The organism is Leptospira semungkisensis (assembly GCF_004770055.1).
Lineage (GTDB): Bacteria > Spirochaetota > Leptospiria > Leptospirales > Leptospiraceae > Leptospira_B > Leptospira_B semungkisensis.
In genome coordinates, this window is record NZ_RQEP01000005.1 from 855,532 (window position 1) to 877,451 (window position 21,920).

The window sequence follows — 21,920 nt, forward strand, 5'->3', positions numbered from 1 at the left end:
ATCCAAAAGCTTTGCATTGAAATCACGCTTTCTTCTCCGCAATGAACTGAGCGGCTCGCTTTGAGAATGCCATAATCGTATAGCTTGGATCCACCGAAACGGCAGTGGGGAAAACGCTCGAATCGCTTACGAATAAATTTGAGATCCCATGGACCTTATGTTTCCAGTCCACCACAGAATTCTTAGGATCGAGTCCCATTCTGCATCCTCCTGCCGGGTGAGGAGCTGCCATCGCCATGGATGCAGGACTCAATGGAAGTGAATCCACTGCAGAGATTTCTTCGACCTTGTTTAATGTGGTCCGTTTTAGATCGGGAAGAATTACCTTCTCCGCGCCTGCTTTGAAATTCAAAAGCACTTGTTTACGAATGCAATCCCTTAGGATCTCTTTGGTAAGAGTTCCAAAATCATATTGGACTTCTCGTTTTCCTCCGGACTTGATTTCTATTCTTCCAAGCTCGGACTCAGGATCATCTATCCAACCGATGGTTCCTCCTAAACGTGGGAGCTCCTTCATTACTTCGAAATGTTCTTTTCCGAAGCTGGGAACAAGCGCGCCTATCGCTCCCGGTTGGAGCTGATTTGCCATAAGCAAGTATCCGCCTTCTTTGTATATTCCCCCGTTGAAGCGAGCTAATCTGAATTCTTCTACTCCGTATGCTGAGGGAATATTTCTCCATTGTATGATCGGTTCCTTGTACAATGCATGAACGAAAGGAGAAGGATTGATCGCAAGAAATTCTCCCAGCGCGGGTAACTTCTTCTTAAATCCGTTACGAAGAAGGAAGGTAGAACTTCCGAATCCACCGGCTGCGACTATTACTGTGTCCGCCTTAAAGTTCAGTCTCACTTCGGATTCTTTTTGAGAAGGTCTGTCGATCACTGCAGCTTGCAATCCTACGACTTTATCACCTTGCATTTCTAATTCGAGTGCTTTGGTATCCGCAAATAGGTCAGCACCTAAAGCGATCGCCATCGGAATATGAGTGATGAGTTGACTTTGTTTCGCTCCAAACATGCATCCTTGCATGCAATGTCCAGACTTCTGGCAATTCTTTCTGGCTTGGGGAACAGGACTTCCTTCCCATCCTAATTCTTTAGAAGCCTTGCGGACTAACTGGCTCATTCTATTGAAATTTTCTTCTTTGGCAGGATGAACGTTCAGTGTTTCGTCTAACTCTTTCCAGAAAGGCTCCAAGTCTTCAGGACCATGTCCTAAGACTCCGAATTTGTCCTTCCATAATTCCAATCTATCTTTAGGCGTTCTATAACTGTCCGCCCAATAGTGGACCGAGGCTCCTCCTACGTTTTTTCCGTAAACGATATTGATCGTACCGTCGGCGGTGGTGCCCATATTCCGTTCGGCAGAGACCTTCCCCGCCATATTCAATTCATGATTGTCGAAGGTGCCTGTATGATAATAACCGCCTTCTTCTACGAGAGTGACTTTCTTTCCTGCCTTTGCGAGCTCATAGGCAATCGTAGCGCCCCCGCAGCCTGTTCCGATAACTAGCACTTCGGTGCGGATCTCCTTGGATTCTCCTAGATTTTTCCATTCGAAAATCTTACCCGACATCGGAGCCACCTATTAGTTTATTATAATATATTCTAGACTCGCTTAATTTTTCTGGAGGATTTCCGAACGGACCGTCGTATGAAATCATCTTAAATGTAGATTCATGCCCGTAATACATCAAAAATATAGGCATTCTCAAATTGGACCATACTGCACGAATCAGATCCGAATCGGAGTCGTTTAGTTCTGAGAGGAATTTTCTACGCGACTCCAAAGACATTTTAGAGAATCGGGAGAACTTCCAATGGAATAGGGGAAGATACTCCATGACCAAAACCAAAGTCTTAAAGTCATCACTCAAAAAAGGATCTACAAAGAAGAACTCTTCATCCAATCTTTCTAAAACTTTTGCGTCCTTGTATGTGGGAATATTCGGGCCTTCTGGTAAGATTGCTTCGGAGAGTGCAGCAAGAGTTTCTAATTCAGATTCGGAGAAGAAGAGAGACTTAGGAAGGACCCGTCCCGATCGGTTTAGGATACAAATTGAACTTCCTAAGACCAAGGCTCCCGATCCGGCGATTCCCAGTCTCAGGAAAGTTTTACGAGAGAATCTAGGGGCTGAATTTGCCATTGCAGTGTTTTTGTCTAGATCCTAAGCACTGTCAATCTTTACATACCTCTCATTTAGGAAAACCAACTTGACGTTCCAATTATTCGATAATCCCTGGTATCAATATGGCAGATAAGAACGACAAGGTTCCGGAAAACGCACCGGGAAAATATTATATCGATAATAGCTGCGTTCCTTGCAACGATTGCTTAGAAGAAGCTCCGACCCTTCTTAAATATACCGACGATGAGTCCAAGGTTTTCTTTCATAGACAACCTGCCTCCCCTGAAGAGGCGATTGCCGCTCGTAAGGCAATGGAAATCTGTCCGGTAGAAGCAATAGGCAGCGACGGAGAATAATACTCTTCACTTTCGGTCACTCTTGTGGCCGAAAGGATCGCTTCTATTCTCTATTCCATCAAATTTTTATAATATTGGTTCTTTTTGAACCGAATTCATTTCATATAGGATCTTTTCTATATTTTGGTCCTTTTTAAGACCGTTTTGCTTTAAACGGATCAGTTTCTCCATCATTCTATTAAACGAAATTGAACGTCGGTTTATCGACTAGACTGTTTTATCTAGTAATTATAAGTGTTTTGCAAAGATCCTCTGGTTTCTCGGATTTTTTCGGTCTTTTTAGCAGATTCTCAACTTTTCATCCTTTTATACTCGCAATGTTCTCGTCTAACTCGTCATTTTATGTATTAGTACTTGAATTCGATTTCGCGACCTATGGATCAAATTCCGCAACAAGAAGAAATTCGCCTTAGCCAAGGTACGGATTTATATAAAACCCTCGTAGAGAAGAGTCGTGAATTGATTTGCCTTCATGATAAAGAAGGGATCTATCTCTATGTTAATCCTGCGATCGAAGACCTTACCGGTTTTAAACCGGAAGATCTGATTGGTCGTAGTCCTTACGAGTTTATTCATCCGGATGATAAAGAAAGAATCAGACTAGAAGCTCATGAGCCCGCAAAATCAGGACGCCCGACCATCGCAACTCAGTATCGCTTTTTGAGAAAGGATGGAACTTATGTTTGGTTTCAGACACTTACCCAACCGATAGAGAACGAAAAAGGCGAGATCATTTATCTGAATACTGCTTCAAGAGATGTAACTTCTCAAGTGCATCTAACGGAGAATCTCCAGCAAGAAAAGAAGTTTTCGTCTCTCATGGCGGAACTTGCAAAAGTCGGGGCCTGGGAATCCAATGTAGAAACAGGAACAGTTTACTGGTCCACAGAGATTTATAAGATCTTAGAAAGAGATCCGAGTTTAGGCATAGATAGAGAAACCGTTTATCATAAATACAGTTATCCTGAAGATAGAGAACGTTTAAGAGAACAAAATATGCGCGCCTATCTACAAGGTGAATCCTATTCTGTGGAGCATCGAATGCTTACTGAATCGGGAAGAGTAATATGGGTTCGCACTCAAGGAAAACCTACGTACGTGGACGGACGCATCGTTGGAGTTTACGGAGCGATGCAAGACATCACTCTCTCCAAGCTTGTAGAAGAAGAAATCCGATTGAGTGAGAAGAAATTCTCCGAAGCGTTTCACAGTTCCGGGAATGGGATCATACTCTTGGACAAAAGCGGTTTCTTCTTAGAGGTCAATCAGTCCTTTGCAAAGATGCTTGGTTATCAACCCGAAGAACTTTTGTTCAAGGGCTTTCAAGATGTGACGTATCACGAAGATATCAATATTGGCGCGAGTGCCTTTCAGAAAATTATCACCGGAGAAAAAAATACTGCTCAATTCGCAAAACGTTATGTACATAAAAAAGGTCATATAGTTTGGGTATTCATCACCGGGGTTGCGGTAAGAAAGGACTCGGGAGAATTGATGTTTATCGTTTCTCAAATCCAAGATATTTCTCGTAAGCGCATTCTAGAAAACGTCCTAAGAGAAAAGAACGCTCGTCTTAGATCTATTGGGAATCATTTGAAAGAAAGAATCTCTCAGTTAGAGGAATTCAATCAGATCGTATCTCATAATATGAGATCCCCGATAGGGAATATTTCTACTCTAGTTAAATTTTTAGAAGAGTCCCAGACCGAAGTAGAAAAACAGGAATACATGGATTATCTGAAGAAGACTTCAGACCAATTACTTACAACATTAAACGAAATCGTAGAAGTAATCAAGATCCGTCAGAGTCCTAAGGTCACTTCGGAAGAATTGTCTTTCGAGTCCGTATTTTCTAGAGTTAAGTCCATGTTTTTCGGACAAATCGTGGAATATGGAGCAGAAGTGATCGCCGATTTCTCCGAATCGCCTTCTATCATTTATCCTTCGGTATACTTGGAGAGCATATTCTTGAATATGCTTTCTAATTCTTTGAAGTATAGATCCGAGACCGAAAGCCCGAAAATCCGTTTCAGGACATATTGGCTGAACGGAAATCATATTTTAGAAGTGGAGGATAACGGATTAGGAATTGACTTAAAAAAACATGGGGATCAGATATTTAAATTACATAAGAGATTTCACCGCGATACTGAAGGTAGAGGGGTCGGTTTGTTTATGACAAAAAATCAAATCGAATCCTTGGGCGGAGAAATCCATGTAGAAAGTATTCCCGGAAAGGGCGCTAAGTTCATAATCCATTTATCGAGAGCAAATGAATTTACTATCTAAGAAACAAAAACTCTTGCTCGTAGATGACGATGCAATCTTTGTTGAGATCGCCAAGAGAACGATCGAAAAGACTGGAGCAGTCGAAAGCTTGCAAGTATTTCCGGATGGAGAAGGTGCCATCAGTTTCTTAAAGGAACATAAGAGCGAGCCGGATATCATCCCAGATTTTATATTCTTGGATATCAATATGCCTTTCATGGATGGCTGGCAATTCTTGGACGAATATGCAAACTTCGTGAATTCGCTTATCAAAAAGCCCGCAATTTATATGGTCAGTTCTTCAGTAGATGATTCGGATCTAAGAAGAGCAAAAGAGATTCCTTTGGTCAGGGATTATATTATTAAGCCTGTCTCTCTGGATTCGTTTAAGAAAATCTTAAATAACGAAGCCATTTAAGTTATTCACCACCACCCAAGGAGAAGGCTCTCTTGCCTTGGAATTTGTACAGATTTTCTGTCTGCACACTATCTAGTCCTGCTTCTGCGATTCTTAATAATAATTTGGCTACCTGCTCCGCTTGGATGCCGGCATAATTATCCCCTATTTCTCCGTCTGCAGTGTTGGAACTCACAAACCTACATCTCCAATGATCCGTAAGGAAAGTTTCCGGCGCTCCGTTCGGATATACCTTCACTCCTCGATTTGTGATCATTCTTAGTTTTAAATCTCCTGAGATCGTGCCCAGTTTTTTGCCTAGCTCGTCAGGAGTTCCAGGAGCCCAGTCCAAGAACACATCTACTCCTACTAATTCTTTTTGCAGAGCGACTCTTTTGTATTCCGGAATGTGGATGGCTTTTGCTTTTCCGAAAGAAACAGGTTTAAATTTCTCGGGTAGGTGTCCTAGGTTTCCGATGACTGCATCTGCGAATTCCTTAGTTCCTACTTTGATCCGGCTGACTCCCGCCTTGAAAATATCTCCTGTATGGATCCCTTCTTCAATTGTTAAAAGCCAAGCATTTTGGACCTTGGCTGCTATGTCAGGTTGACCAATATGAACTAGCATCATGACTGCTGCGTTCAATAGACCGCTTGGGTTTGCCATATTCTTTCCTGCGATGTCGGGAGCGGATCCATGAATGGCTTCAAACATAGAAACTACTTCGCCAATATTTGCAGAGCCTGCCATTCCTACTGAACCTGCAACTTGAGCGACGATATCTGAAATGATATCTCCGTATAAATTCAAGGTCACAACCACGTCGTAAGTCTGAGGTCTTTCCGCAAGGTGAGCTGCGCCTATATCGATGATCTCACTAGCAGCTTCTAAATCGGGATAATCTTTCGCGATCTCTTTGAATACCTCGTGAAATAATCCGTCAGACTGCTTCATGATATTGTCTTTGACCATGGCGGTTACTTTCTTTCTACCATACGCCTTAGCATACTCGAACGCATAACGGATGATCTTTTCAGAGCCAGGTCGAGAGATTAATTTGAGACATTGAACAGTATCGGAGGTTTGCTTGTGCTCGATCCCGGTATAAAGATCTTCTTCATTCTCTCTTACGATTACCACATCGAGTTTTGGATGCTTGGTATCAACATAAGGATAAAGGGAAATACATGGGCGAACATTGGCAAATAGACCTAATGTGGTTCTCACTGTTACGTTTAAACTCTTGTAACCTCCACCTTGAGGAGTAGTGATCGGAGCCTTAAAGAATACTTTCGTTTCTCTTAATATATCCCAGGCAGAAGGTTCTATTCCGGCGCTATGGCCTTTTTTATAGACTTGTTCTCCGATATCGATAAAGACAGGTTCTATTTTTGCGCCGGCAGCTTCGAGAATTCGCAGAGTAGAGTCCATTATTTCGGGACCGATGCCGTCCCCTTTCGCTACTGCGATTTTCTTTTTAGCGGTCATGATTTCCTCCGGTCGTCAGTCTTATTTCAGTATTCTGTATGACCGGGTCAATCTGGATTAATTCCACGGATAGAATTCTAAAAGTTCTCCATCTTGGATTTTTTCTTTGTCCGAAAATTGGACCGCAAGACCATCGGAGAAAATTCCAGCACGAATATCTCCACTGCCATTGGTTTTGTTTTCAGTTAAGACCGTGGTTTGTTTTCTTTCTAGTCGAACGGGAAAGAATTCGGTGAGCTGATTCTTCTTCTTTCTTTCTCCTAAGAATGGAAGAAGAAGGGGAGACTCTGTCGGGAGACATAGAAATTTTCGAATATACGATTCTACGAAAATACGAAAGCAAACTTGCACGCTAAATGGATTGCCTGGAAGACCAAAGACTGCTTGCTTACCTTTCATTCCAAACCAGACCGGTTTGCCAGGTTTGATCCTAACCTTGTGAAAGATCTCTTGTACTCCTTTACTTTGTAGAACTTTAGGAACCAAGTCTAGATTTCCCATGGAGACTCCACCGGACAGAATAAGTATGTCGGAGTCTAGACCTTGTTGTACTGCATTTTCTAAGAGTGAAATATCATCGCCAACCCTAACGATCGACTCAGGGACGATTCCATATTTTTGAAGAAGGGACCGTATAGAATATGAATTGGAATCTCTGATCTGCCAAGGTTTCGGGATTTCTTCGATCCCTACGATTTCGTTTCCGGTAGAGATGATCCGTACTTTAGGAAGTTTTGATATTTGTACCTGGCTTCTTCCTAAAGAAGCGAGAAGAGAAAAAATAGCAGTATTGATCTCTGTTCCTTCGAGAAGGATTTCTTCTCCGGTTTTTAGATCTTCTCCTTGGATCGCTATATTTGCGAAAGAAGAAGTCTTATCTGTTTCGAAACGAACCTGCTTTTTTCCTTCGGAGATTCCCTGATCCACAGAATCTTCTACCTTAATCACTAGATCGAATCCGCTCGGAACAGGGGCTCCTGTCATGATACGGATCGCTTCTTCTCCTTCTTTCAAGGAGAAGGATTCGCCTGCATGCAATTCTCTTTCGTACGAATAGATTCTTTCTTTGGAAAATCCTTGGGAACGAAGTGCGAATCCATCCATGGTTGCTCTGTTGAAAGGAGGGTAATCGCGGTCCGCAAGTATCTTCTCTCTTAATACTTTGCCGGAAGAATGTTCCAATGGAACTGAAATGATCTCGCTCTTAGCTGCGGAAGATTCTATTAGTTTGATTGCTTCTTGTGAGGAGATCAATGTCCTTCTCCTCTCATCATCTTTTTTGCATGAAAGATAGCGGGTAGAATTGCCTGCATACTTTCAGTCGCTCCATTCGTGCTACCTGGAACACATACGATCAAGGTCTTGCCGATCCGCCCTGCAAGAGAACGGGAGAGCATTGCGAATGGAGTTCTATCTTGTCCGAAGGAACGCATCGCTTCTGCGATTCCAGGAATTTCCTGATCTAAGATTTCTTTGATAGCCTCTGTGGTATTATCTCTCGGGCCAAGACCGGTCCCTCCGGTTGTAACGATCAGATCTAATCCTTCCTTGACCCACTCTGTTACTTTTTTCTGGATTGTCTCCGGTTCGTCCGGAACAATTTCTGAATGAAGGGTCTCGACCCCATGTTCATTCAGAAGTTCTAATATTGCTTTTCCGGATCCATCTTCTCTCTTGCCTGCAAAAGTAGAATCGGAACAGACTAGGATCGCTGCCTTGGAACCCGCAGCAAATTTGGTGATCTGAGCGTCCGTTTTTCCTCCTTTCTTTTCTAAGAGTTTGATCTCGGAGATGGATAGCTCTTTATCTATAGGTTTCAATAAATCATAAATTACTAATGCGGCAACGGAGACTCCTGTGAGAGCTTCCATCTCAATGCCGGTTTTTCCGATGGACTTGGCCGTTGTTTGGATCCGTACCGCATTCTTGTCATCTAAGACTTCGAATTCGACTTGGAATGCATCAATAGAAACCGGATGGCAATGAGGAATGAGCTCGGCTGTTTTTTTGGAACCGAGTAGGGCCGCTGCCTTGGCGACGCCGAATAAGTCGCCTTTAGGAAGAGTATTTTCTTTGATTCTCTTTAAAGTTTCCGGTTTGCAGAAGACGAATCCTTCCGCCTGAGCCGTGCGAAGGGTCGTCTTCTTTCCTGTGATATCGTTCATGGTTCCTCTTTTGCGAAGATCCGCATCGGATCAAGAGAATCGCATACCGAGGAAAATCGCCAGAAATTTTAAGTCTTGAGATCGGATAGAAGAAGGTTCTTTCCCTCTTCCTTGATCCTTTCGAGCTCGATATAAAAGCGGACGATTTCGCCCAAAATCAATAGAGAAGGCGTTTTTATATCAAAATCCTTGGCTTTGACCGTGCAATCTCCTAAGGTCGCGAGAATGACCCTCTGTTTGGGAGTCGTTGCATTTTCGATAAATGCGATCGGAGTAGATTCAGAATTCCCGGAGGAAAGAAGCTTTTCTCGAATATCTTCCAGACTGTTCAATCCCATGTAAACGAGAGCGGTTTTGCCTTCTAGATTCAGGTCTTCAAAACTCTCGGAATTCTTTCCGGTTTTCTTGTGACCGGATAAGAATAGGATCTCCCTCGCATAGTCCCGATGAGTTAATGGAATTCCCAAACTAGAAGCAGCACCGGAGGCAGTAGTGACTCCCGCCACCATCTCGCATTCAATGCCGAGAGAGGCGAGATGTTCCACCTCTTCTCCCGCTCTTCCGTAGATCGAAGGATCTCCGCCTTTCAGTCTTACTATATTAGAATATTCTTGTGCAAACCCTGAAAGCTTTCGGTTGATTTCGTCTTGTTGGCAGCTATGCTGTCCAATCCGTTTACCTACGTATTCTAAGATTGCGGATTTTCTGCAATACTTCAAAACTTCGCCTGAGACTAGATCATCGTACAGTATCACGTCTGCCTTTCGAAGTAATTTTACCGCGCGTATAGTAAGAAGATCCGGATTTCCCGGACCAGCTCCTACTAAATAAACCTTTCCCAAAGAGGATTTCATTGGTTGTTCTCTTAAGGTTTTTCGATTCCGATATAAACTGTTCCGTCCTCAATGTGGACTGGATATGTTTTTATCGAGTATTCTTCTCCGCTAATACACTCTCCCGTACGAAGAGAGAATGATTTCTTATGCATTGGACAAGCGACTTTCGGTTCTCCTTTGGAATCTCCTATCATTCCTCTCGAAAGGACCATGTCCCCTGTGTGAGGACATTTATTATCACATGCAAACCATTCGTTCCTAGAGCTAAAACGAAAGACAGCGATCTGAGTTCCGTTTACTTTTGCGCAAGCCCCACCTTCTTCCGGAAATTCGGAAACAGGAGCCACTGGTATCCAGACAGGTTCTTTTGCTATAGAATTCATTTTTATCTCCTAGTTCACGACTGCTTCTTTTTTTGGCCAGTCGACGGGACGTTTTTGTCCTCTTTCATTTATAAATAGAACGGTAGGATCTGTATCTCCGCTGTTTATAAAATGTTTATATTTCTTTTGTTTCTCAGGATCTTCTATCACGTCTTTCCATTCACAGACATAGCTTCCTACAAGAGATTCCATTTCTGCTTCTAAGTCTTTGTTGATCCCAAGCCTGTCGTTGATGATTACATCTTTTAGATAATCGATCCCACCTTCCAATTGCTCTAACCAAGCAGAAGTGCGAGTGAGCTTATCCGCTGTGCGAACATAGAACATAATGAAACGATCCATGTACTTAACACAGGTTTCTTCATCCAGATCGGCCGCTAAGAGAACTGCGTGCTTCGGATTCACTCCTCCATTTCCTCCGACATAAAGGTTCCAACCTTTTTCGGTAGCAATGATCCCGAAGTCTTTTCCTCTAGCTTCAGCGCATTCTCTGATGCAACCGGATACTGCGGACTTGAGTTTATGAGGAGCTCTGATCCCTCTGTATCTTTCTTCTATGCGGATGGCAAAGGCAGTACTATCTTGCACTCCGTATCTGCACCAGGTGGAACCGACGCAACTTTTCACTGTTCGCATCGCTTTACCGTACGCATGTCCGCTTTCGAAACCTTCTTCTACCAAATCTCTCCAAATGTCCGGAAGCTGATCCATTTTAGCTCCCAGCAAATCGATTCTCTGTCCGCCGGTGATCTTACAATAGAGTTCGTACTTCTTTGCGATCTGTCCGATTACGATCAATTTCTCAGGAGTGATTTCTCCTCCAGGAATACGAGGCACAACGGAATATGTTCCGCCTCTCTGTATATTCGCGAGATACTTATCGTTCGTATCTTGGATCTCTCTATGCTTTTGGATCGGTTCGTTATAGATACTCGCTAGAATAGAGGCGACTGCAGGCTTGCAAACCTCGCAACCATTTCCCATTCCATGAGAACGAACCATTTCATCGAAGGTCTTGATCCCTTTTACTTTCGCGATCTGGAATAATTCCTGTCTTGAATATTTGAAGTGCTCGCAAACATGCTCGGTGACTACCTTGCCTTGTGCTCTCAATTCTTCTTTTAAGAGAGAGTTCATTTGAGGAACACAACCACCGCAACCTGTTCCTGCCTTAGTGCAATCTTTCAAGCCGCCTAAGTCGGAACATGCTCCTGAACGGATTGCATTCAGTAGATCTCCTTTCGAAACATTATTGCAAGAGCAGATCTTTGCATCGTCAGGAAGAGAACCAAGTGCGGAATTTTCTTCCGAAGGAGATCCTACGATCAGTCTTTCCGGCTCGGAAGGAAGATCCACATTATTTAAATATAATGTAAGTAGATTGGAATAAGCGTCTGCGTCTCCGACGAGAATTCCTCCTCTTAGCTTTTTGCCGTCCGGAGAAAGAACCAGCTTCTTATAAACCCCTGTTCTAGGATTTGTATAAGCGATTGGAAGATGTTCTTCTTGTCCTAATGCGTCTCCGAAAGAAGCAACATCGACTCCGATCAATTTGAGTTTCGTAGAAAGGTCTGAGCCCAGGTATTGTTTGGATTTTCCAGGACTGCAAAGATTGTATGCCAAAACCTCAGCCATCTCATAGCCGGGTGCGACCAATCCGTATATCATATTTTTATGAAGTGCAACTTCTCCGATTGCATAGACTCCGTACACATTTGTCCTGAGCTCGTCGTCTACTTGGATTCCTCCTCTTGGCCCGACCTCGATACCGAAATTCTTTGCCAATTCATCTCTAGGACGGATTCCCGCAGAGATAACTAACATGTCTACATCTAGAATGGAACCATCTACAAATTCCAAACCTTGGAAAGAAGACTCACCTAAGGCTCTCTTTGTTTCTTTCTGAAGATGGATCCGAACACCTAATGATTCTATTTTGGATTTTAGAATGGCCGACGCAGCTTCGTCCAATTGTCTCGGCATGAGTCTGGATGCGAATTCAACAACATGGCTTTCCTTTCCCATGTCCAGAACTGCCTTTGCAGCTTCTAATCCTAAGAGTCCTCCTCCTAGAACTGCTACTTTGGAAATTCCTTTCGCATAGCTCATCATCTTCTCAAGATCTTCTATTGTTCTATAGACAAATACACCTTCCTTATCTAAGCCTTCGAAGCTTGGAATAAAAGGAGATGAACCTGTGGCAAATACCAATTCATCAAATTCGAGCTCGGTTCCCGCAGAAGTTACGATCTTTCTGGAAACTGTATCCAAAGAGATAGCGGGTTGAGAAAGAAGCAATCGGATCCCGTTCGTTCTATACCAATCGGATCCGGATAGATATAGTGAATCTACGGATCTATTTGTGAAATACTCAGAGAGATGAACTCTATCATAAGCTCTTCGAGGTTCCTCTCCTAAGATTGTAACCTCGAATTTTTCAGTACCACCGAATTCCACGATCTTTTCCGCGAACCTATGGCCTACCATACCATTTCCAATTACGACTAACTTCCGTTTCATTTTATATATCCTTTATGCAGTGAACAGTAATGCGGCTATGCCGACTCAAGTTCCAGTAGCCTTGAATCTTCTGCCTTCTCCCATACGAAAGTATTCATGACGAATAGAAGAAGAGCAGCAATCGTTACAACTATAGCAAGAACGACGAATCCGAAGGAGAAGCTTCCGGAGACTGCTTTCATTCCTCCAAGAAGATTCGGAACTAGGAACCCGCCCAAGCCACCGAACGCTCCGATAAAGCCTGTGATGATACCGATCTCTTTGCGGAATCTCATAGGGACCAATTGAAATACGGAACCGTTACCTATTCCTAAGAAGACCATAAGAATGATGAAGATCGGAAGAATGAAAACTATACCAGGCAGCCAAGAGATTGCTAGTAGGCAAGTAGCTACTCCGCCAAATACAAAGAGAAGAATGGGAACTCCTCCGAACTGGTCCGCTAAGTATCCACCGACCGGTCTGACTAAGCTTGCTCCAAAGATGCAATAAGAAGTATAGAGTCCGGTAGTTACCTTATCCACATAATACTGATCATGGAAGAAGATTGGAAGAAAACTTGTTAGGCCTACGAAGCCTCCGAATGTTACGCTATAGAGAAGGCAAAACAGAAGAGCATCTCTAGAGCGAATCGGTGCAAGATATTGTAATAAAGGTTTTTTTGAAGTAGTTCCCGGACAATCTTTGGCAAACGTTAAAAAGAAAACGAAAGCAAAGCTCATCGGGATCAGAGCTAAGGCGAATACAAAATGCCAACCGAAAGATCTTGCTAGATCTGGAGCGAATAAGGTTGCTAATACGGAGCCGCTATTGCCCGCTCCCGCAATACCCATTACTAAACCTTGATATTCTTTAGGATACCATCTGCTCGCAAGAGGAAGTGCGACTGCAAAACTCGCACCGGCGCTTCCTAAAAGAAGTCCGATCAGTAAGACTAAGGGGAGGGTGTTCGCAAATTGCCAACCCAAGACTAAGGTGACCATTGTCACTGCCATTCCGCACAAACCAACGATCCTAGATCCGAATCGATCCGACAGCAGTCCCATTGGGATCCTCAGCAATGTTCCTCCCAGTAAAGGAATGGAAACCAGCATCCCCTTTTGAGCAGGACCTAATCCGAATTCTTCTGTGATAAACACGCTTAACGCGGCAAGAAGCATCCAAACCATAAAGCTGAAATCAAAATATAGAAAGGAACTGAGAAGGGACGGAAAATGTCCGACCGCAAGGAACTCGCGAAATTTTTTCATTTAAGTAAGTCTCCAACGGAGCTCGATAATTGCTCTCATCTGTAGAAGAGCAAAATGTGTGCCAAGACAGTTACAATATTACTAAAATGAGTAGGTCGCTCTTCACTTTGGGTTCAAAACAGGATCGGACAGCTTATACCTATCTTATATTTTTTCGCTTTTTGATATTGTTTGTTCTAAAAAGAAGAGTATTTTTCCTAGAATTTATACGGATTTTTAACGTACTGTATAATAAATAAGCATGATATTTATCATTTTACTATTTTATCAGCTTGGCACTGTACTCATTTTAGGTATATATTTCCGCTTTTGAGAAGGTTCGGAAAAATAGGTTCTTCTGGTACGTTAATTGCTAATGATTCTATGTGAATCCAAAGACCAGCTTTGCTACCACTTGCTCTTATTGTGGAGTCGGCTGCGGCGTATTGATCCATAGGGAGACTGAAAAGAGTTTCTTAGTAGAAGGGGACCCAAACCATCCTGCTAATAAGGGAATGCTTTGTTCCAAAGGAATGAATCTCCATCATACGGTGATGGATCGAAGCGACCGAATTCAATTTCCTTTATCAAGAAATCTTAAAACAGGGCAACTAGAAAGAACAAATTGGGACAAGGCTTTAAGCGAGATCGCGATTCGTTTCCAACAACTGATCCGTGATCACGGTCCTGACTCGGTAGGGTTTTATGTTTCGGGACAACTTCTAACCGAAGAATATTATGTAATCAATAAACTCACGAAAGGATTTTTAGGAACAAATAATATAGATACAAACTCCAGACTCTGCATGAGCTCCGCAGTGGTCGGTTATAAATTGTCTTTGGGTGAGGACAGTGTTCCTATCTCATACGAAGATATAGAGCTCGCGGATTGTTTTTTGATCGCTGGAGCAAATCCTGCTTGGTGTCATCCGATCCTCTTCAGAAGAATAGAGGCCCGAAAAAATTCCGATCCTAATGTGAAGCTGATCGTAGTGGATCCAAGAAAAACGGAGAGCTGCGAAGATGCAGATCTTCATCTTCAAATCATTCCCGGAACTGATGTTGCCTTATTCAATGCAATTGCCAGAAGATTGATCGAAACCGACTCGATCGATATTCCATTTATCGAGGCTCATACAGAAGGATTCAACGAACTGAAGGAAAGAGTTCTCTCCATTACAATGGAAGAATATTCGGAAGCATGTGGAGTCCCCATCAATAAGATAGAATCAGCTGCGGGGATGATCGCGAATTCAAAAGGATTTTTAACTCTCTGGGCCATGGGCTTGAATCAAAGCGTAGTAGGAGTGAATAAGAATCTCGCATTAATAAATTTGAATTTAATTACGGGCAAGATCGGTAAGCCCGGTTCCGGTCCCTTCTCCTTAACAGGCCAACCAAATGCGATGGGTGGAAGGGAAGTCGGAGGACTCTGCAATCTTTTGCCTGCGCATCGAAATCTGGCGGATGAAAATCATCGTAAGGAAGTCGCGGATTTTTGGGGAGTAGATTCCGTTCGAGACAAACCAGGATATTCCGCCACTGAGATGTTTGAACATCTTAGTACTGGCAAGATGAAGGCAGTTTGGATTGTATGCACGAATCCAACTGTCAGTCTACCTGATGCACGTACAGTAGAAGCTGGACTTAGAAATGCAGAGTTAGTCGTAGTGCAAGATATATCTGCAAAACATGAATCCATTCCGTTTGCTCATTACGTTCTTCCGGCGGCCGGTTGGTCTGAAAAACAAGGTACGATGACGAACTCAGATAGACGCATAACGTATTTGCCTAAGGTCTTTGATCCTCCTGAAGAAGCTAGGGCAGATACTTGGATCATCGTGGACTTTGCAAAGAAAATGGGATTTGCTCCTTCTTTCGATTATAAGGATGAAGAAGATGTCTTTCTAGAGCATTGCAGATTAACTCGAGGCACTAATATAGATATTGGTGGTTTGGACTATTCCATTCTGAAAGAGAGAAGATCTGTGCAATGGCCTTTTCCTGATAAGGGCCATGGAGGAACTCCTAGATTATTTGCCGACGGAAGATTTTATCGTCCGAATGGAAAGGCAAAGTTGCATTCAGTCGAACCACAGGATCAATCCGAAAAGACGAGTCCTGAATTTCCTTTGATCCTAACTACTGGAAGGATCCGTGATCAATGGCATACGATGACCCGAACAGGAAAGGTGCGTAAATTAAAGGAGCATAAAAAAGAGCCTTATTTAGAGATCCATCCGACAGATGCGAAGTCTAGAGGTATCTCAGAAGGAGATATAGTAGAGATCAAAAATGAGAGAGGCAATGTTCGAGTTAAGGCTACTCTCACTGATACGATACGATTAGGGACAGTATTTCTCCCTATGCATTGGGGCAGAAATAACGGAAACGACGAAGCAAGAGCGAATAACTTAACTAGTTCTCGTTTCGATCCTCTATCTAAGCAGCCAGGATTCAAAATTTCTGCGGTTCAGGTTTCTATCTACAAGAAGCAAAAAGAAAAGATCCTGATCATCGGCGGGGGAAATGGGACTCTTGCCTTTTTACGTAAGTATAGGGCTCTCGCTCCGGACGATGAGATTACAGTTTTATGTAAGGAAGAATATCCGTTTTACAATCGTATCTTATTGCCGGATCTAATCAGTGGCGAAAAGGATTTCTCCCAGTTGTCCGGTGTAAGCGAAGAAGAGATCTCTTCTTGGAACGTGGATGTAAAATCTTCTACCAGCGTCGCTCAAATCTTTCCGGAAGGCAAGAAAGTGAAGGATGTAGAAGGTAATTTATATTCTTATAATAAATTGATCGTTGCCACTGGAAGTCGTCCTTCTATTCCAAAATATATTCCGGATCAGATGATCGGAATTTTTAGTCTTAGATCCAAGAATGACGCAGACAGAATCAAAGGATTCTTTGTGCCGAACACTCATGCTTTGATCGTAGGCGGTGGTTTGCTAGGATTGGAATTGGCAGCTGCATTAAAATCTTTGAATGTAGATGTAACTGTGGTCGTAAGAACGGACAGATTAATGTCCAAGCAGCTTGATCCTATTTCAGGAGAAATATTAAAAGAAGAGATCGAAAAGAGAGGGATTCGAGTTTTATTCAACACGGAGATTTCTAAGGTATCCGGTACAGAAAGATTGGAGACGGTGAAATTTAAGGACGGAACCGTCCTGCACCCTGATGGAATCGTTTATGCGATGGGAACCGTTACGAATTTTGAATTGGCAAAGGATGCAAACTTGAATTGCAAGTCGGGAATTCTTGTGAACGATTTTCTTCAATCGAGTGATCCGGACATTTATGCGATTGGAGAAGTAGCCGAGCATTCCAGCGGAATGTATGGAACAGTGGCTGCCACAGAAGAGCAGGCTGAGATCGCGGCATGGCATATATATGGATACAAATTCGGTTCTTATTCAGGATCCATGCATTCGAACTTATTAAAGATTCCTGGATTGGAGTTGGTGTCCTTGCGGTTGCCGGATACTCCTATGGACGAGTTAACTGCGGATTATGAAGAGATCACTTTCTTAGATAGAAGAAGGGGCCGTTATAAGAAATGTATCTTGAAGGGAGATCGATTGGTCGGCGCAATTCTTGTAGGAGATAAATCAGAGTTCGCCGAGTTTAAAGGAATGATATCTTCCGGCATAGAGTTAGGGGATAAAAGAGATCGGCTCTTGTCGGGATCTTCTCCACTCAAGCCTCCGATAGGTGCGCTCGTCTGTTCTTGCAATGGAGTAGGAAGAGGAAATATAGAACAGGAGATTCAAAACGGAGTCCATACTGTCCAAGCAATCGGTGCAAGCACGGGTGCGGGAACAGGATGCGGTAGTTGTCGTCCAGAGATCTCGAAAATATTGAAAGAATCTGGGGTTCTTTCAGGAACTTAAGATCTTTCGATCTTATTCTATATCCAGATCGATATCAGGCCTTTCCGCCATGAATTCATCCTGGGAATAGATCACTTCCAGAACATCGTCCATCCAATCCGGAGCGCCGTCGAACAAAGTATCTTTTCTATATTTTCCAATGATACGACTGTGCTTTAAAATCTGCTCTTTGGTAACTGCGTTCATATTATTAGCTTCGGCCGAAACTCGGGTTTTATTTCGCCTACGTGGGGAAAATTGAGAAAGATATTTCCAAAAAGTACAAGAATTTTTTGTAATGTATCGGTAGTTTTTTCCGACTCTGCTTTCCGTATCGGAAGTGGGACTATCTTGCTATGGGCGGGAAGGCTTTTTAAAGAACAATTGTTAGGTGATACATATTATAAGATGATAATAAAAAGCCCGGTGGTCCTTTCGGATTCCCCGGGCTAATTAAAAGGAAGGCTTTGTTCTATTAGAACAATTCGTTTCCTTTAAAGAAGAAGCTGATCTCTAGTGCTGCGTTGTCATCGGAATCGGAGCCGTGTACAGCATTTGCTTCTTTGCTTTCTGCAAATAGAGCGCGGATAGTGCCTGCTGCAGCTTCTTTAGGATCGGTAGCTCCGATCACGTCTCTCCAATGTTGAACAGCGTTGTCTCTTTCTAATGCCGCTGCAACGATAGGTCCGGAGGACATATAGCTGCAAAGGTCGTTATAGAAAGGGCGAGCAGAATGCACTTTATAGAATTGCTTTGCATCTTCTAAAGAAAGTTTGAGATATCTAAGTCCTAAGATCTTGAATCCTTCTTTTTCGATTCTTTGCAGAATATCACCGACATGTTTGTTTTTTACTCCGTCGGGTTTGATCATGATAAATGTTCTAGCCATTTGTTTTCCTTATTTGCCTTTGGATAATTTGTTCAATAAAGCCTTGCTTACGTGTTCCGGAACTTGCGCGGACACGTCCCTTCCGTGGCGAGCGACCTCTTTTACGATTGTAGAAGACACGAAAGAATAATCGTTGGAGGACATCAAGAAGATGGTCTCTACTTCGGGCGCCAATTTGCGATTCATTAGAGAAATTGCATATTCATAGTCGAAATCCGTAACGGCTCTCAATCCTCGAATAATGCTTTTTGCTCCTCTTTTTTTGCAGTAGTCCACAGTCAGGCCTTCGAATGTATCTATTTCTAGATTGGCCCATCCCTCGGTCGCTTCTCTGATAAAGTCTATTCTCTCTTCGATGGAAAAGAGAAGGGCTTTATTAGAGTTCACTGCTACTCCGATGATGACCTTATCGAAAAGTCCGAGAGACCTTTGGAGAATGTCCAAATGTCCTCTTGTCAACGGATCGAAGGACCCGGGATATACTGCAATCCTAGTCATTTTTTTCGTAACCTCGCCGCTTCTTTGGCCGGAAGCCCGTAAAGATTAATGAAACCTTCCGCGTCTTTCTGGTTATATAGTTCTTCTTTTTCGAAGGTAGCCATTTCCGGATTGTAAAGGGAAACTTGGGATTTTCTTCCTACTACGATGCAGTTTCCTTTATATAGTTTTACTTTTACAGTTCCTGTTACGTACCTTTGTGTTTCTGAAATGAATGCGCGCACCGCAGCCATTCTAGGAGAGAACCAATGTCCGTTATAGATCAATTCTGCAAACTCAGCAGACAATTTGTCCTTATGATGCTGAGTATCTCTGTCAATTGTGATGGATTCGAGATCTCTATGAGCGTGGAAAAGAATTGTGCCACCAGGAGTTTCATAAACTCCTCTGGATTTGATCCCGACCAAACGGTTCTCCACTATATCAACTCTTCCGATCCCGTGCTTGCCACCTATGGTGTTTAACGTGTCTACAACTTCGTATGGATCCAGTTTCTTTCCGTTGACTGCGACGCAATTTCCTTCTATAAAATCCAGCTCAAGGTATTCAGGAGCATCCGGAGCCTTCTCCGGAGAAACAGTAAGAAGGAACATATCTTCGTTCGGCTCTCTATAAGGATCTTCTAAAATTCCACCCTCATAAGAGATATGCATTAGGTTTCTATCCATCGAGTAAGGTTTGGATGCAGTGACCGGAACAGGGATGCCTTTTGATTTGGCATACTCGATCAGGTCCGCTCTTCCTCCGAAGTTCCAGGTTCTCCATGGAGCGATGATCTCTTTTTCAGGAGCCAAGGATTTAAAGGCCAACTCGAACCGGACTTGGTCGTTTCCTTTGCCGGTCGCGCCATGAGCGAATGCGTCGGCTCCTTCTTTCTTACCGACTTCTACCATTGCTTTTGCAATCAAGGGTCTGGCAAGAGAGGTCCCGAGCAAGTATCTCATCTCATAGATCGCATTTCCTTGGATGGCAGGGTAGATAAAATCTCTGGCGAATTCAAGACGAAGGTCTTCGATATAAACTTTAGAAGCACCGGTCTTGATGCCTTTTTCTTCCAGGCCGGTAAGCTCTTCTTTTTGGCCCACATCGGCCGTAAAGGCGACTACTTCGCAACCGTAGGTCTCTTTTAACCAAGTGAGAATTACGGAGGTATCCAATCCGCCCGAATATGCTAATACGATTTTCTTTATGCTCTTTTGAGTCGCCATTCTAAGGATAGGGAAATCGCAGGACCCCTCCCGACAAGCCGGATTTTGGTAGGAATTCCTGCATACATTCGATTCCTCACTAGTTATCTTCTTATTTCGGATGCCAATCTAGCTTCTCTGCAAGCTTTCTTAAGATTAAAATCAAAGCGAATGTATCCATCTTACAATAGGCAATCAGATCCGCTTCGACCTTGCTTCTTTCTTCTGGGTTTACGGGCTCGGTCTTAATTCTTAGGAACTCAGCGTTTGCAGTATGTCCCGCATGAATGGATAGATCCTTATAATCTGCTCCTGTCAAAACCGGTAAGACCGTCTTTAAAGAGGTCGTTCCTTTTTGATCGGGATGATAATAATCGTAGTCCCAGAAGGGTTTCGCTAGATCTATAAAATCTGGTTCAATGGATTGATACCATTTCTTATACTCCGGAAATGCATCGGAGGCTTCTTTCAGACATCTCTTTTCGAAATTATCGTTAAACGCAATGACGGTCCCGCCTGGCTGGATCTGAGAAGATAAAGATTCTAATATTCCAAGCCTAGGATCTTTTACATTTTCATCCAAATAATGATATTCTTTCGGTTCTTCTATTAGATTTTCTTGAAGAACATGTAGGGAATATAAGAAGGGAACGTGTTGGAACGGATTGGTTCTTGAGTATACTGGGACCGGAGGATTGATCGTTTCGAAGTCTAGAAAGTATAAAGGAAATCTTAATTTATTCAGGAAAGCGTTTAACGCTTCCGAGTTTAAGTATTCTTTGCCACTCCTCACAGCTTCTATTTGGATCTTTTGCCTTCCGGTGAAATCCTTATTAATCTCAGCTTCGGAGAGATTGCGAATTCCTTGGTTCCAAAGTTGATATGTGATCTCTTTTCCTTCCCTTAGAGTAAATAGATCTCCCGGTGGATCGTCCGCATAGCATGCATTCGGAAAGGAACAATTTCTAGGATGATCACAATGTTTTACGGAAGATCTGGAAGGAAGTTTCTCTTTTTCTAATATTTCCAGTAGTCTGTATGCTTTTTCTTTCGTTTGTCCTAAGGAGGCTTCGGTTTCAACACTGCAATCCTTATGATGAAACAAGCGATTCGGATCTACTTCGCCTTCTACGAAATAATAACCGGAGTTAATGATAAAATATCCGGTCTTAACGATCTTAAATCCTGCTTCTTCTAAGACCATTCGAATGAAGGAAAGTTCTGAAACATGAGATCTCTTAGCAGAAGAAGAAGCCTTTACGATCAGTATTTCCCAACCGCCTTCATTCGGTAATATGAAGTCGGCTCGAACATCAAAGAAATCTGTTCGAATGCAAGCTCCTCTAACAGGAAGTCCTTTAGAAAGCATTTCTCGCGTAATCGAATTTTTATAACCTGCATGCTTCGCTTCCGGATAGAGTCGGTTTGCAATCTCTCTCAATAAGGATTTTTGCTTAGGGGAAATATACTGATTACTGAAATCAGGATCGGAAGAAGGGTCCTTTACTGATTTCCATAATTGCAATTCGCAATGTTGTCCAGTTTGGAATGCGGACTTGCCTAAGAAGGGGAGTTCTTTTTCCCGATAGGGAGCGAATACTTCGAATAGAAGTTTTCTACGGAAATGTTCCGGAAAGAGGAAAGACAACCGCCGGACGGAGGTTCTTAAGAATTTTTGAACCGAATCCATAGCGGA

At 42.9% G+C, this 21,920-nt stretch carries 17 protein-coding genes and 1 pseudogene; 4 read left to right on the plus strand and 14 right to left on the minus strand.

From position 1 onward, the window contains the following. Positions 1-22: 22 nt before the first annotated feature. Both EHO59_RS04100 and EHO59_RS04105 read right to left on the minus strand, forming a co-directional pair. Positions 23-1,576 (minus strand): FAD-dependent oxidoreductase, encoded by a 1,554-nt coding sequence (locus tag EHO59_RS04100; protein WP_135585009.1) that lies wholly within the window; start codon positions 1,574-1,576, stop codon positions 23-25. Beyond that, a complete protein-coding gene (locus tag EHO59_RS04105) occupies positions 1,566-2,147 on the minus strand; it encodes a hypothetical protein (RefSeq protein ID WP_135585011.1) in 582 nt (193 codons plus the stop codon). Before EHO59_RS04105 ends, EHO59_RS04100 begins: the two co-directional genes overlap by 11 nt. Before the next feature lie 104 nt (positions 2,148-2,251). Here EHO59_RS04105 and EHO59_RS04110 point away from each other — a divergent pair, with 104 nt between their 5' ends. From EHO59_RS04110 to EHO59_RS04120, 3 genes are all read left to right on the plus strand, one after another. Next, entirely contained in the window at positions 2,252-2,485 is a 234-nt protein-coding gene (locus EHO59_RS04110; RefSeq protein WP_135585012.1) for a ferredoxin, read from the plus strand. Between the two features lie 375 nt (positions 2,486-2,860). After that, positions 2,861-4,774 (plus strand): PAS domain-containing sensor histidine kinase, encoded by a 1,914-nt coding sequence (locus tag EHO59_RS04115; RefSeq protein ID WP_135585014.1) that lies wholly within the window; start codon positions 2,861-2,863, stop codon positions 4,772-4,774. Beyond that, complete coding sequence (locus tag EHO59_RS04120; protein ID WP_135585016.1) at positions 4,758-5,171, plus strand: response regulator; 414 nt, start codon at positions 4,758-4,760, stop codon at positions 5,169-5,171. Before EHO59_RS04115 ends, EHO59_RS04120 begins: the two co-directional genes overlap by 17 nt. Before the next feature lies 1 nt (position 5,172). On the opposite strand, the gene EHO59_RS04125 is transcribed toward EHO59_RS04120, so the two are convergent. From EHO59_RS04125 to EHO59_RS04155, 7 genes and pseudogenes are all read right to left on the minus strand, one after another. Beyond that, the gene (locus tag EHO59_RS04125; RefSeq protein ID WP_135585018.1) at positions 5,173-6,639 is read right to left on the minus strand and encodes an NADP-dependent isocitrate dehydrogenase; all 1,467 of its coding nucleotides are present in this window, start codon (positions 6,637-6,639) and stop codon (positions 5,173-5,175) included. Positions 6,640-6,696: 57 nt separating this feature from the next. Then, on the minus strand, positions 6,697-7,893 hold the full coding sequence (locus EHO59_RS04130) for a molybdopterin molybdotransferase MoeA (RefSeq protein ID WP_135585020.1): 1,197 nt from the start codon (positions 7,891-7,893) through the stop codon (positions 6,697-6,699). Further along, positions 7,890-8,807: pseudogene (gene moaCB, locus EHO59_RS04135) on the minus strand (bifunctional molybdenum cofactor biosynthesis protein MoaC/MoaB); the annotation flags it as partial. The pseudogene moaCB and the gene EHO59_RS04130, both read right to left, overlap by 4 nt. A gap of 65 nt (positions 8,808-8,872) precedes the next feature. Continuing rightward, entirely contained in the window at positions 8,873-9,658 is a 786-nt protein-coding gene (gene cobA / locus EHO59_RS04140) for a uroporphyrinogen-III C-methyltransferase (RefSeq protein WP_135585024.1), read from the minus strand. 11 nt (positions 9,659-9,669) lie between these two features. Next, on the minus strand, positions 9,670-10,023 hold the full coding sequence (nirD, locus tag EHO59_RS04145; protein WP_135585026.1) for a nitrite reductase small subunit NirD: 354 nt from the start codon (positions 10,021-10,023) through the stop codon (positions 9,670-9,672). Positions 10,024-10,032: 9 nt separating this feature from the next. Then, positions 10,033-12,543, minus strand: a complete 2,511-nt coding sequence (nirB, locus tag EHO59_RS04150) for a nitrite reductase large subunit NirB (protein WP_135585028.1) — start codon at positions 12,541-12,543, stop codon at positions 10,033-10,035. A gap of 35 nt (positions 12,544-12,578) precedes the next feature. Beyond that, positions 12,579-13,793, minus strand: a complete 1,215-nt coding sequence (locus EHO59_RS04155) for an MFS transporter (RefSeq protein ID WP_135585030.1) — start codon at positions 13,791-13,793, stop codon at positions 12,579-12,581. Positions 13,794-14,158: 365 nt separating this feature from the next. Between EHO59_RS04155 and EHO59_RS04160 the strand changes: the two genes are divergently transcribed. Beyond that, complete coding sequence (locus EHO59_RS04160; protein ID WP_135585032.1) at positions 14,159-17,671, plus strand: nitrate reductase; 3,513 nt, start codon at positions 14,159-14,161, stop codon at positions 17,669-17,671. A 12-nt stretch (positions 17,672-17,683) separates the two neighbouring features. On the opposite strand, the gene EHO59_RS18160 is transcribed toward EHO59_RS04160, so the two are convergent. The 5 genes from EHO59_RS18160 to EHO59_RS04180 form a co-directional block, all read right to left on the minus strand. Continuing rightward, the gene (locus EHO59_RS18160; protein ID WP_167882058.1) at positions 17,684-17,857 is read right to left on the minus strand and encodes a hypothetical protein; all 174 of its coding nucleotides are present in this window, start codon (positions 17,855-17,857) and stop codon (positions 17,684-17,686) included. Positions 17,858-18,125: 268 nt separating this feature from the next. Then, the gene (locus EHO59_RS04165; RefSeq protein WP_108929128.1) at positions 18,126-18,539 is read right to left on the minus strand and encodes a nucleoside-diphosphate kinase; all 414 of its coding nucleotides are present in this window, start codon (positions 18,537-18,539) and stop codon (positions 18,126-18,128) included. 9 nt (positions 18,540-18,548) lie between these two features. Next, on the minus strand, positions 18,549-19,037 hold the full coding sequence (coaD, locus tag EHO59_RS04170) for a pantetheine-phosphate adenylyltransferase (protein WP_135585034.1): 489 nt from the start codon (positions 19,035-19,037) through the stop codon (positions 18,549-18,551). Beyond that, a complete protein-coding gene (locus tag EHO59_RS04175) occupies positions 19,034-20,245 on the minus strand; it encodes an argininosuccinate synthase (RefSeq protein ID WP_135585036.1) in 1,212 nt (403 codons plus the stop codon). Before EHO59_RS04175 ends, coaD begins: the two co-directional genes overlap by 4 nt. 91 nt (positions 20,246-20,336) lie before the next feature. Next, the gene (locus EHO59_RS04180; RefSeq protein ID WP_135585038.1) at positions 20,337-21,914 is read right to left on the minus strand and encodes a DUF2779 domain-containing protein; all 1,578 of its coding nucleotides are present in this window, start codon (positions 21,912-21,914) and stop codon (positions 20,337-20,339) included. Positions 21,915-21,920 lie beyond the last annotated feature (6 nt).